The sequence below is a fragment of the Variovorax restrictus genome, from assembly GCF_051216715.1.
Taxonomy (GTDB): domain Bacteria; phylum Pseudomonadota; class Gammaproteobacteria; order Burkholderiales; family Burkholderiaceae_C; genus Variovorax.
The window spans coordinates 72,092-84,586 of the sequence record NZ_JBPJZH010000009.1; the positions used below are offsets into that span (position 1 = coordinate 72,092).

At 63.3% G+C, this 12,495-nt stretch carries 11 protein-coding genes; 1 reads left to right on the forward strand and 10 read right to left on the reverse strand.

Annotated elements, in window-relative coordinates:
* The first annotated feature begins 65 nt into the window (after positions 1 to 65).
* Positions 66 to 1,124 (forward strand): hypothetical protein, encoded by a 1,059-nt coding sequence (locus ACSFA0_RS25340; RefSeq protein ID WP_435453034.1) that lies wholly within the window; start codon positions 66 to 68, stop codon positions 1,122 to 1,124.
* Between the two features lie 173 nt (positions 1,125 to 1,297).
* Here ACSFA0_RS25340 and ACSFA0_RS25345 read toward each other — a convergent pair whose 3' ends face one another.
* From ACSFA0_RS25345 to ACSFA0_RS25390, 10 genes are all read right to left on the reverse strand, one after another.
* Positions 1,298 to 1,792, reverse strand: a complete 495-nt coding sequence (locus ACSFA0_RS25345) for a hypothetical protein (RefSeq protein WP_435453035.1) — start codon at positions 1,790 to 1,792, stop codon at positions 1,298 to 1,300.
* A gap of 166 nt (positions 1,793 to 1,958) precedes the next feature.
* Entirely contained in the window at positions 1,959 to 3,635 is a 1,677-nt protein-coding gene (locus ACSFA0_RS25350; protein WP_435453036.1) for a hypothetical protein, read from the reverse strand.
* A gap of 166 nt (positions 3,636 to 3,801) precedes the next feature.
* Entirely contained in the window at positions 3,802 to 4,371 is a 570-nt protein-coding gene (locus ACSFA0_RS25355) for a type 4 pilus major pilin (protein WP_435453037.1), read from the reverse strand.
* Positions 4,372 to 4,409: 38 nt separating this feature from the next.
* Entirely contained in the window at positions 4,410 to 5,519 is a 1,110-nt protein-coding gene (locus ACSFA0_RS25360; protein WP_435453038.1) for a hypothetical protein, read from the reverse strand.
* Positions 5,519 to 7,258 (reverse strand): GspE/PulE family protein, encoded by a 1,740-nt coding sequence (locus tag ACSFA0_RS25365; protein ID WP_435453039.1) that lies wholly within the window; start codon positions 7,256 to 7,258, stop codon positions 5,519 to 5,521. Before ACSFA0_RS25365 ends, ACSFA0_RS25360 begins: the two co-directional genes overlap by 1 nt.
* 3 nt (positions 7,259 to 7,261) lie before the next feature.
* Complete coding sequence (locus ACSFA0_RS25370) at positions 7,262 to 7,729, reverse strand: hypothetical protein (protein ID WP_435453040.1); 468 nt, start codon at positions 7,727 to 7,729, stop codon at positions 7,262 to 7,264.
* Positions 7,730 to 7,733: 4 nt separating this feature from the next.
* The gene (locus ACSFA0_RS25375) at positions 7,734 to 9,065 is read right to left on the reverse strand and encodes a type IV pilus inner membrane component PilO (protein ID WP_435453041.1); all 1,332 of its coding nucleotides are present in this window, start codon (positions 9,063 to 9,065) and stop codon (positions 7,734 to 7,736) included.
* A gap of 10 nt (positions 9,066 to 9,075) precedes the next feature.
* Entirely contained in the window at positions 9,076 to 10,923 is a 1,848-nt protein-coding gene (locus ACSFA0_RS25380) for a hypothetical protein (RefSeq protein WP_435453042.1), read from the reverse strand.
* Positions 10,920 to 11,789: a TcpQ domain-containing protein gene (locus tag ACSFA0_RS25385; RefSeq protein ID WP_435453043.1), complete on the reverse strand. Its 870-nt coding sequence runs from the start codon at positions 11,787 to 11,789 to the stop codon at positions 10,920 to 10,922. The genes ACSFA0_RS25380 and ACSFA0_RS25385 overlap by 4 nt, the downstream gene beginning before the upstream one ends.
* A 13-nt stretch (positions 11,790 to 11,802) precedes the next feature.
* On the reverse strand, positions 11,803 to 12,315 hold the full coding sequence (locus tag ACSFA0_RS25390) for a lytic transglycosylase domain-containing protein (protein ID WP_435453044.1): 513 nt from the start codon (positions 12,313 to 12,315) through the stop codon (positions 11,803 to 11,805).
* Positions 12,316 to 12,495: the final 180 nt, after the last annotated feature.

Below are 12,495 nucleotides of genomic sequence, written 5' to 3' on the forward strand. Positions count from 1 at the left end.
CGGAACCGTGCTCCCTGAGCTGAGGCGCGATGCGATAGGCTCACCATCCCGCTACCGGACCCGCGATGCCACTCTTTGAATTGACAAAAACGGACTTCAACGCTGTGCAACCAACCACGCTCGCGGCGCTTGGAATTCATGAGCGCAGAGACCTCCAGCGAATCCTTCGCGACACGTTCGATCGCGTTCGGTCCGATCTGCTCGTGATTTCAGAGGAATTCTCCGACTGGAACTCAGCTCGGCGTATGGACCTACTGGCACTGGACCGCGATGGCCACCTAGTGGTCATCGAGTTGAAACGTCATGATGGGGCGCATATGGAGTTGCAGGCCCTTCGATACGCTGCCATGGTCTCCACGATGACGCTCGAGCACGCCATCCGGGTGTATGCGAACTATCGCTTCAAGCGCGGGGAGGATTCCGCGATCTCGGTTGATGCCGCCGAACGAGAGATACGTGCCCACTTCGCCGATCCCGATGCGGTGCTTGCCCTGCAGCAGAAAGTCCGAATCTTTCTCGTCGCAGAGGGCTTCAACCCCGAGATCACCACTACTGCACTCTACCTACGTACGCTCAACTTGGACATCACGTGTTTAAGCTTGACCTGCTACCAGGTGAACCAACGCGTCCTTATCGACGTAGAACAGGTGATTCCGCTTCCAGAGGCTGAGAGGTTCCAGGTCGCATTGGATGTCAAGCGTGCGGAGACCGACGCCGCCGAGGAGCGCGCAAAGAAGCCCCGCGTGCTGTTCTTCGTTTCCTCGCCAACGATACGGACTGAGAACCTCACAAAGAACCGTCTGGTGCTTGAGCTCACCCGGCATGCCGCGGCAGCAGGCATCTCGCCTGCTGCGGTTGCAGCTGCTATCCACTGGCGGGCGGAGGATTTCACACTTAGCGCGCCTGGCTCTGTCACGGGGCAAGCAGTGGTCGAATCGCATCCCACCAAGACGATGCGACGGTGGTTTGTGAAGGACCAAGAGACGATCCGATTCGGTGGGGCCACCTACGTGGTGAGCAACCAATGGGGCGATCGAACGGAGGAAGCTGCCGGAATCATCGCGGCGATGCTCAGCCCCTTGATAACGTTCGGCCGCATGAACACAGAGGACGCCGTTGAGTAATGCCTATCGAAGGCGGAGGTGGACTGATCACCGTGACCAGCCGGCGACAAACGTACTGCCACTCCGAATGACGGTTGAGTAGCGGACCTCAGTTGCGGCAATGGGTCTCGCGAATCCACCAGTACGGCCTGCCGAGCCTTGATCTATGTCCCCCCCGCCGAGGCGAGAAGCCCTTACGGCACGTCGCGCGAAGTAGTGAGAATGTGGTGACCGGAACCTGCTGGGCAGGGGTAATTCCAATCGTTGTAGTTATAGAAGCCCTTCACACACACCCAGACTGTGTACTCCTGACCATTGTTAAGGACAGAGAACTTTGTGATTACGCCAGCACTCGCAGCGGCAGCTTCCGCTGCACCAGCACGCGCGTTTGCATTCTCTGCCGTCTGATACGCGATCGAGCCGAGGTTGTACGCCGAGTTGGCGGTGTTGTATGCAGTGCTGCCCAGGTAGTAGGCCGCGTTGCCGATATTCACGGCTCCGTTGCCAATATTCACCGCGTTGTTGATCTGGTTGTAGATGTCGCCTTGATTGATCGAGACGCCCGCCCGTGGGCCGCCGGCGACCGAACTGGCGGGCATCGGCGGTGCCGCGACGACACCAAGGCTCGCGGACACGATCAATGTCCCCACAAAAAGTGAGCGGGTGAGGTGGTTCAGGGCGTTTTTCATTTGAAGGTCCAGGGCAAGGCGCTATGGCGCGAAATATAGCTTTAAAGCGGAGAGCGCGCAAAAAGCTGATCAGTCCACGTGGCAAACCCAGGCGATGCCCGTCGTGGGCTTCCATCGTCGGGTCGTGCTAGGACGCCGTTCGCCCGACGGCCCGGGCACGGTGGTCTCAGGACATGTAGCAGAACTGCTGTGCGACCGCGGCCGCACCGCCCGTTCCTGCCAGCGGTTGTCCTGCGCCGTTCAGCAGCTTGACTTGCCAGTACGTGCCGTAGTCAAGCGCGTAGTGGTTGGTACCACCATCCGGCGACGACTCCATGGTCGGGATGAGCTGGATGATTGGCGTACCGCCGATTCCGCAGTTCGTTGGTTTCGCAACGATTGAGTCGTTCGTGACCTCGGTGGCTCCGAAGAACACTAGGTGGGTGGTGACATCCTGGATTCGATACCACTGCAGTGTTCCGCCGTTTAAGTTGGCGCGGCAGATGAATGCCGTAGAGCGTGCGCCAGGGACAGGGACCGAGTAGCCGACTGCGCCGGCAACGACGCACGCGCCGTTCTGTACGGCACGCTGCAGAAAATCGCTCGTTGGCGTCCAGATGTTGTTGAAGCAGTAGAGCTGACGCCCAGCCGAGTCTGACGCAACCTGGCCCTCAAGCGCGCACGCGCCGCCAGTGATTGCTGCGGTATTCACCGGTGTCCACTGCAAAGATCCCGAAGCGCCTGTGCAAAGCACAAGGCTGCCAGCCGCGCCGTCTGTCGACAATGCAGATGCGCCGGGCTCGAGGCACGCGGTGCCGGGTGAGTATGAACCCGTTGGCACCAGGCGGTTCGCCGCAAGCTTTCCTGAGGTGGCCACCAGGGCCTCTCCGGTGGCATTGCCGCTGTCCATCACGGCGAACCGACCGTTGTTCCCGGTGAACGCACCTGGCGCTTCTGAAACGAGCATCTTGCCGTTTGCGACCACGTCGATCGCTCGGACGCCACCGTTGTAACCACCAGGCAGGTCGTTGGGGTCGAGGCAGTTGAAACCCCCGCGGCCATCAACTTGCAGTTTCACGCAGTTATTGACAGTCACATCGCCGGTTGTGTCGAGCGTGTTGTTGATCGTCACCGGGCCGTTCAGCGTTGAGGTGCCGCCGACGATCAGATTGCCTGCAAGTGTCAGGTTGCCTTGAAAATTGGGGTCGCGCGGATCGTTGACCACGAGAAACCGACCGAATCCGCTCGCGCCGTAGCCTGCGCGCGCGCCGACAACCCCGGCAGGTCCGCCGGCGACTGGATTCGGAGCAACGGCACCATTGATCCCGCGCATGTTGGCGGGATCGATATTCACCGAGGCGAGGACGTCTCCACCAACCCGGTCAATCAGCGAGCCGATTTTTACGCCATCGATATCGGCAGTGCCAGGCTTTCGCACCGGCTCGTCGATGTACACCAACGCCGTCACGTTGCACGCCAAAGCAACGCACCCGGCGGGGATCTTGCGCAGCTGGAAGCGATAACGGCCAGAGTTGATCAGGGCAGCATCAGCAGTTCCCGTAGGCAGGTATTCCATGGCCACCAGGTTCGCAACCGTGGGCGCGTTGGACTGTCCTGCCCCGGTTCCAGCGGCCAACGTTACGCCTTTGACGGTGACCGGCTGATCTTGCTGGAGAGCGGGGTAGTTCTCCATCGTGTAGTTGTTTGCGGCGTCCTTGAGCAGGTTGAGCACGTCGCCCTCGTTCCGTCCCATGGAGCGCTGCGACTCAAGCTGAGTGGCCTGAATTTGCGCTGCGGCGATGAACGCGCCGATGACCAGCGCCAGCAGAGCCGACAAGATCGACATGCCGGCCTGACGTTTCATGGAACGACCGCGTCGCGTAAGGGAGTGCATTGGCTTCATGACTAGGGACTGGACGCCTGCGAGGAATTGGGGTGGTTGCCGCGGAAGGGTGAGACCCGACAGACGCGTTCCACAGGAAGGGGGGCGGTGCCGTCGCTGTGTGGCGACGGCACGCTAGTGCGCGGATTTACTGGCCGCGGCCGAAGGCGAAGTTGATGTTGCTGAATGCGTTGGCATCGCACGCGGTGGAGAGCGCAGGCACATCGATCGCGCCGTCTGCCGCCTTAACCGCTGTGCCTCCGACTGCCATCCGACGCATGAGCTGATCGCTGCCGAGAATCAAGTCTTGGCAGTCTTCGCGGCGGACGTTGCCGTAGGTCAGCACCAGCGAGTCGTTCGGCGAAGTGATGGTCGCCGGTGCGAACTCGATCGCGCCGTTGTAAACGTTCTGCGCAGTGTTGGTGCCGGCGATACGCAAGCGTGCCGGCACGATCGACGTGACAGCGGTCGCCGTCGTCACCACGCCGTAAAGGTTCGTATTGCCATAGAGCTTCTGCGCGCTTGCCACCATGGTGACGATCTCGGCCTGGGCTTGTTCAACCCGTGCCTTGCGCACCGAGTCGCTGTACTGGTTGTAGATGACGGCGGCGACGGCGGCCGTGATGGCCAGGCCCAGCAGGACCGACACGACACTCATGCCCTTTTGGGTAGAGGCGTTCGAGGTGGCGCGCTTACGGAAGGTGAATTTGGATTGCATGAAAGGACCTTTTGGTTGGGAAAGTGAATGAGTGAATTTCAGGGCGTTGGCGAGGCACGCTGGGCCCGCTCCATCAGCTTTGCGGTTGGATTGCTCGCATCGCTCAAACCTGTGGTGATCGTCATAAGTCCAATGGACAGCGTGACGCCGACGGAGCCGACCCCCACCAACAGCGCCCAGCCGAGTGCCTTGGCGGAGATCTGCACGCGCTCTTCGAGTCGGCCGACCTCCTTCGTGCCCAGCTCGACCATGGCGTCGCCGAAGGACTTCACCGAGTCCATCAGCTCCGCAAGGCGTGCTCGCACGGAGACAGGCATCAGGCCGCGCCCAAAAGCGGTGTCGTAGTCCGACGGGTTGTCGTCGAGCGAGGCGAGGATGCGGGCGAGATGCCAGCGCAACCACGGGGTCCCCGACTGGCGCAAGGCCTGCAAAGCTTCGCGAAGCGACTTGCCTGATCGAAGCATCATGGCCAATGCGCTAAGGACAATCGCGGCGTTGTAGTCACGGTAGAGCGCCATGGCGGGCCAGTTTTCGACCTTCAGGCGCAGGGGCCCGGTCCACCGCGGCAGCGCTGCAATCAACGCGGCCGTGGCAGCAACGATGAACACGACGATCATGATTGCGTACGCATTGATGAACTCGGAGATCATGCGAACCACGCCGTTGAACCCAGTCCACACGGAGTCGGCTGACCCACTCGCCACCAGGTCGGTCACGATCCTCGCGGTCAGGATGCAGATCACCGCGACGATCGGCGTGCCAACGACTGGAACGAAAAGCTCCTTGACCAGCGTTTTGATTGCGCGCTGCTGGAATTCCACCGCTGCGGCACCCAGCACCATCGCCTCGACCTTGGCTTTGCTCGCGTCGTCCACCGTGCGCAGAAACAGCTGGTCTGACTGCGGTGCGATTCCGTAAACCAGTTCGGACAAGGTGTCGCCCTTGCCCGCTGCCAGACGGCCCGACATCGCACGGACAACCCGGTAAGAGGTGTCATCCTTGAGCATCCGGGCATTCGATGCCTGCCGCTCGAGGAAGTCGCGCAGGCCGACCTTTCGCTGAAGGCTGTCAGCGAGGTTCCGGTAGAAGTACGCGCGCCGGAACGACCACAGGAAGAAGTTGAAGCGCAGGAATAGGTTGTTGAGCATCAGTTCGCCGCCGTGGTTCGTTGCGAGGCGCCAAGCTTCTGGCGGCGTACGTATCGCGACCAGAGGTCGAAGCGCGCGCACTCGCGTGCGTCCACGTTGCCCAAGAGCGCCTTATGCAACGTGTGTTCGAACACCGTCTTGCCGGTCATTTCGATCGACTTGAGGTCGCCGTTCGAGTAGGAGGAATAGACAGCTGCCGCTTCGGCATCGTCGCCCTTGCGCACCGCGCGCAGCCAATCGTCATCTGGCATCAACATTTCTGCGACGACCGTGAGGCCGACGGTTCCGCGCTGGCTGCATTTGTCGCATCCCCCTACCCGCTTCCACCGCAGCGGCTGCGCATCAACCTGGATGGCGGCCATATGACCTGCGATGGTCTTAATCAGCGGATCCTTCGCGACCGCCTCAGGCAAGTGCATGGCGCAGTGCGGGCAAAGCCTCGGAACCAGCGCCTGATACGCGAGCAACGACAGCGTATTGGGGCCGGTGAGGGTCTCACGGTTCATACCGATCTCCGGGTTGACCAGTCGCGGCACCATGCCGGACAACAGGTGGGCATGGAGGGTGCCCAGCGCCATGGCACCGGTCTCGGCGAACTGCTGGGCGCTGTTCGCGCTGATACGGTCGCGGATTTCGCCGACGATGACGATGTCGTTGTCGCCCCGGACGATCGCAGCGGCGGCTTCGCCGTAAGCGCGAGCCGAGCCCACCGGATCGGCCAGGTCCCGCTGGATCGGGATCTGATGCGCCTTCATCGAATACTCGACGGGATCCTCGACGGTGTAGACCGCACACTGTTCCGAGTAAGGGTTCAGGTCGACCCACGTCTTCAGTGTCGAGCTCTTGCCAGAGCCGGTGACGCCGGCGATGAAGCACATGCCCGAAGGCGTCTGCATCACCTCGTTCCAGATCTGGATCTGGGAAGGCGCGTAACCCAGCTCTTCGAACGTGCGCGCCTTCTGCTGATCGCCGACGGGCAGCAGACGCAGAACCACTTTCGGCCCCTCGGCACCGCGGAAGCCCTGGAATCGCAGCTTCAGGTCGTTACCCGGGATGTCCGAGTAAGGAATCATGCAGTAGTCGAAGTTGTCCTTGGAGAACAGGGGCGAGTTGTTCGACTTCTTCTGCTGCTCGCTGTTGAACAGCTGCATCATCACCTTCTCGAGGAAGGCGGCCGGATACTCGCCGTGTCCTTCGGTCCGCATCGCCTCCATGTAGCCGTCGATGCGAAAGCGAACCCTGCCAGCGGTGCCGCGGATCTCGAGATGGATGTCGGTAGCACGGTTGGCAACAGCGTAGGCGAGCAGCTCGTGAGCAACCTGCATGTATTCGTTGGCCACGCGGGTATGTCCGTCCTGACCCGCGCTGGCCTTCGTCAGCTCAGCGATCACGGCAGGATCAGCATCTGCGACCCGGACGCTGTACTGTGCCGAGCGCAGCTGGCCGGTCAACGAGTGCAGGAGCGTGTCGCCAGCCTTGCAGTGAAGGATCAGGGCGTTCTTGCCCCCCGTGAGCTCGACAACCGCAACATGCCGGCTGTCTTCCTTGCTCAGCTGCACCGTCGGCTTGTCGCCGATGCTAAGGAGGCGTGAGTACGGCGGAATATCGCTGAACGTCTTGATGCGGGGTGCGGGTGCGCCTTCACGAACAGCGACGTTGGGCTTGTTTGCTGCAGGGGCTGCTGGCGCACGCGCCGCCGCTGGGGCTGGTGGCTTGCTGGTTGCACGATTGAAGAGCATCGCTCAGAACCCCTCGCCAACGCGCAGCACACGCGTCCCACACTGAGCACCGCGGCGCACATGGCCGGCGTCACAGGGCTTCGTGAGAAGAAGTCCGCGGCTGTCCACGCCCGCAATCTGTTGGCCGTACAGCGTCATGCCGATCGCCGGATCGATCCGACGCTGTCCGAAGGTAAGTTCGGCGATCCATTGCCCGTTGCGCGACGTCAGCGAGTGCAGCACGACGCGCGGGCGCATCGCCTCCGCGGCACGGCGAGCCGCATCCCGCACCTCCGCTTCCGATGGGGGCGCTGGCGGCGGCGGTGGAGGTGGCGGGTTCAGCTCGGCCTGCGCATCCGCGGCTTCCTTGGCCAGGCGGGCGATTTCCACCGTTTGCTTCAAGCGCTGCGCGTTCGCCAAGTCTTCAAGGGTTTGCGCTTGCGCAACGCCGCCGACCAGCAGCGGCAACAGGAGCAGGGAGACGGCGCGCATGCAATCAGTGGTTCGAGACATAGAAGTTCCCTGTGAGAAGCGCCTTGGCGCGAGTGAGTGGTTCCTGTTTGACGTCACCGACATCCACCGCCCATCCGGTCCAAACCACGTTGGGGGGAGCGGTCATGAGGGCTTCCACCAACTGGGGGAGAGCCGTCGAATTGACTTCGAAGCGGCCGGCTGCCAGCGCGGTCGGGTGCCGAAAATTCGGCGGCACGCCAGGCGTCTGCGGCCACAGCGCGCCAGCGCCCATCTGCACCGCCAGCCCAGCAGCAAGCCACGTTTGCAGCTTCGAGGCCTCAACGCCTTGGAGGAACGCGGTCAAGGACGGCAGCGGCGTCGCCGGGTCGAGGCGCTCAGGCGGAAGCTCCTGCTTCCAGGTCAGACGGGCCTCGTTGAGGTTCATCAGCGACGACGGCTGCAACTCCAGGAACGGGAGCGCGGCGCGGAGCGACGCGTAGGTCCCTGTCGTGCGCAGCAGCATTACCTCGCAGCCGCTGGCGGCGGAGCAGCCAACGCGAGTCACACGCCATCCGTCGGGAATCAGCGGCAGGCGCTGGATGAAGGCAAAGGACGCCCTCAGAGCGCCTCGCTGGATGCCAACGTGCTGGCGCTCTTCGGCGAGCGCCTTGAGGTACTTGGGGAGCGGGTCGGCTGCTTGCGCGGCCGCAATGCGCGCCAGCCGCTGCTTGTCCTTTTCCCATTTCTGGTAGTACAGGACACCACCGACCATGCCGGCCAGGACCAATGCCAGCAGAGCAACCTTGGCCATGTCGACGGGCACTGCCTTGATGGCCGTAGCCTTGCCGGCGTGAGCTGCGATATCGACCAGCAGGTTGTCGCGCTGCAGCGCATTCGGGTACTTGTCGTCGTCGTCGGAGTAGATCGAGATCCCGGGATGATCAGTCAGGTACGGGCGGGCGCTTTCCCACGCCTGCATGCTGTCCCCTTCCAGACGGTCGTGCACCGGCAACCCGTTGATGACGACGATGACCGCGTGCTTGCCGCTCTCGGTGCGCACATTGAGTAGTGCGTGGTCGTGCCCGGCGGTCCACAGCGCAAAGGCCGCAGCTAGCGAATGCGCGCCCTTTACCGGCTTGCTGTCGTCGGGAGTCGTGAAAAAGCCAGCCTTCAGGCGCCGGACCATCCGCGGCTTGCCGCGAAACTCAACGGACTCCTCGGAGGTGGCGATCGCCACGGCGGCATGCCGCGCGGTCCGCTGCTTCGCGTGTTCCCGTACGCTGGCAGCAGGACTGCCGGCCATGGAAAGCAGGTGCCAATCGAGCTGTCCGTAGAAGACTTTGCCGTCAGGCGATTGATATGCAATGGATGCCATCCAACACCCCTTACATCTGCACCGCGCGCACGACGATCATGAAGTCCTCACGCTTGTGACCTACCTTCCGCGAACCGCCCAAGCCGATCGACAGGCCCTCGGCGAGCGTGCGCGCGTCGCCCGACGCGGTGCGGCGCGACAACCCGGTGACAACCATCGCCTCGCCCGGCATGAGCCGAATCGTGGTTTGGTCGTCGGTACCCGACGTCACGGGCGTCTGGACCTTCTGGAAAGTTTCGCCAGAGCCCGCCGAGACGTCGAACAGGCTCAACAGCTCGGTCAACGAGACGCCGAACTTGAGCAAGATCGCGCCGTTGTCCAAAATCGCCGGCTGCACCAGGAACTTGTCGCCCGTCACGATCGAACTGGTCTTCAGGCCCGGAGCGCCGGAGCCGACGGAGGACGCCGTCGCGGGAGTGGTTTCAGACAGGTAGCCGTCCGTCTTGAGGTTCGCCTTCCGGGCCCACTGCCGGTTCATGGCAATCATCGAGAACGGTCGGTACTGCGCCGTGTTCGAGGCAGTGTTGAGGAGGTTCAGAACGGCAGACGAGTCGCCAAACCGACGGGCGCTGTCACCGTTGCCACCATCCTCAGGTCGCAGGATCGAGTAGCCAATGTTGCCGCTGATCGCACTCGTGAGCGTTGCAGGCGAGCTCACCACTGCGCCCCAGCTCTTGGAGAGGCTTTGGTACACCACATTCCAGTTCACGCCACGCTCGTCGCCGTCGGTCGTCGTCACGCTATACACGTCGATCTGGATGTGAGCTTGGCGCTGCATTGCCTCGCTCTCATGCTTGAGGATCTCGCGCACACGTCCCATCACGTCCTTCGTGGCGGTCACGGTGAAACGCCCGGTGCCCTCGCTCAGCGTGACGTCGCCGCCGGACGGCTTCACCATGTTCTCGATGGACTTTCGCAGGGAATCCAGTGCGGCGATCTTGCCGGTCTCGGTCAGGTCGAGCGAGGTCGTCGTCGACCCGTTGTTGCCGCCGCCGCCGCCCGCGCTGGAGCTCGACTGGCCGTTGTTCTGGCCACTCAGGCTCATCTTGAAGTCCTGGCTGCCGACGAACGTCGCCAGCTCGAAGCTCTCCGAGATGAATCGCTCGATCACGACCACGCCATCACGGTAGGTCCAGCTCAGATTCAGCCGGCCCGTGACCTGGTCCAGGAATGACACGAGAGTGCCGTCATGGCGCATCTCGATCGAATCGATGTCGGTGACGAACTCGCGGTAGGGCGTCGGCGTCAAGAACACACCGGGCGGAGCTGCCAGCGGCGTACCCGCGGCCGGCAGGTCCGGCAGACCCGCCGGCGTCTTCTTTGCACCTGGAAGGTTCGGCATGAGCGGCGGCACGACAGCGCCGGTGCTTGGCGAGAAAGCCATGCCCTGCTGCGCCATGTTGCCGGTGGGGCCGTTGGCGCCGGTGGGGCCTTGGTACACGTCCTGCTTCACGCGCACCGGCACGTTCGTCAAACGCGCGATGCGCTCTGCGACGACGCCGATCTTGACTCGACCGTTGGCATCGTCGAAGTTGAACTTGAAGTTCTCCATGAAGATGGGAGGGAGCACTTCGTCGCTCTGCACGTCTGCCATCCGCGCACCGATCCAGGCGCGGGAAGCGCGGCGCGCGACGGGCGCATTGCGCGCCTCGCTGGCGCGGCGGTCGACGTAAGCCGTGGAGCCAGGCGTCGCGGCGTCGACCAGAAGGGGGTCTTGCCGGATGCCCGAGCGAACCTGACCGGCCTGATCGTTGATCTGGCCACCCTCCTGCGCGATGCGGTGCGGGATACCGCAGGCGGCCAACGTGCCTGTGGCGGCCAAGGCGAGAGCGAGTCGGGTGAGGCGGTGGGTGATCATTGGCATTCCTTGACTTGTTCGCCCTTGCGCGTGATGCGCGCCAGCGGGGGGGTGTTCGGGTAAAAGCAGACTTCCAGCGGGTACGCGCTATACGCAATGCCTGGCGAGGCAAGCTGGGCGGTGACCGCGTCTTCGAACGAGCCGTTGAAGGTGTCGGGCGCTTCCACCATCACGTTCTTCGCTGCGTCCCAACGCACGCGCCAGCCCGCCTTCGCGGCCCAGCGCTGGAAGGTGTTGGCCAGATGCACGTCCTTGATTGCGACATCCCACACCGCAGCAGCTGGCGGCGGCGGCTCCTTGGCCTTTGCCGGCGTGATGGCGACAGCCATCGCAGCTGCCGCGACTTGCGGCGCTGCCGAGACTGCCGGCGCTGCCGAGACTGCCGGCGCTGCGGAGACTGCCGGCGCTGCAGACGGCAGGCTGGCAGCCACAACACTGTTGGCACGAGCTGGCGTGCCATCTGCACCGCGAACCTGGTTGCCTGCGCTCGGCGGCTCGGACGCGCGCACGAGCGTCACGCTGTTCTGTGGTGTGGGCGGCAGCGCCGCGCGCACCACGGTGCCCTGCGGCAACAGCGTCGCCGCAGCGGGCGCGACCGGCGCCGCCGCTGCCGCGGCCTGAGCATCGGCGCCTGCGGCACGCGCCGCTGCAGCACCCGCTTTTGCGCGCTCGGCAGCGAGGTACAAGGCCTCCGTCGAGGACGGCAAGGCTTGCACCGGGGCGCCGCCAGGCGAGCCAGCGAACTGATCCGCGCTCACCGGACCCTGAGAAGCCGAGAAGCTCTGGCCGAGTGCGACCGTCTGCGCGGCGCAGGTCCCGCCCAGAGCGAGTGCCGCCAAGCAGGCGAAGAAAGGCAAGGTTTTCATGGTCATTCAGGAGTTAGGGAGCTTGGAAAAGAGGAGCGGCGCCGGCGTCTGCCGCGGCCGCAGCGTCTGTGACACGCTGGACGTAGCCATTGGCGAAGCCATCGGCAAAATTCCCGGTGTTGTACGAAGAGATGGCATGTCGGAGTGCGACCTGCCCTGGCTGGAACTTGCGGGCCGCCCGGAGGTATTCATCGGTCAGGATGTCCCCGGCCGCGCGGACGTTTGAACAGGGGTCGAATGCCGACACGGCATCGAGGCCATAACGCTCGAAATTCGACGAATTCACTTGGGCAGGGCCCGCATCGAAGCGATATCCATTGGCTAGAAGCCATTTCGCCCAGGAGATCGCTTCGACGGTGTCGCGAGGCTGGCGAGCCAGTCGTACCTTGCCGCCCGGCCCGCGCACGAGGTATCCGATCGCGTGCGGCCTGAAGCCCGACTCAACGCGCAGAATGGCGCTCATCGTCACTGGGGATACGTTCGGAGCACATTGAGCCACCAGCGCAGCCACAACCAACGGCATCATGCGACGCTCCCAGCCAATGGGCACAGAAGGCCAATGTCAGGCCGACGCATTTTCCGATGACGACGAGGAACAGGCACCGCTCTCCAGTAGAAAAATGGTAGCGCTGGGTTTAGCGCTCTAATGCCACAAAGTATAGAACCGGCTTCGGCCTGATTTTCCCCGGCGCGGTCAGGGAACCCC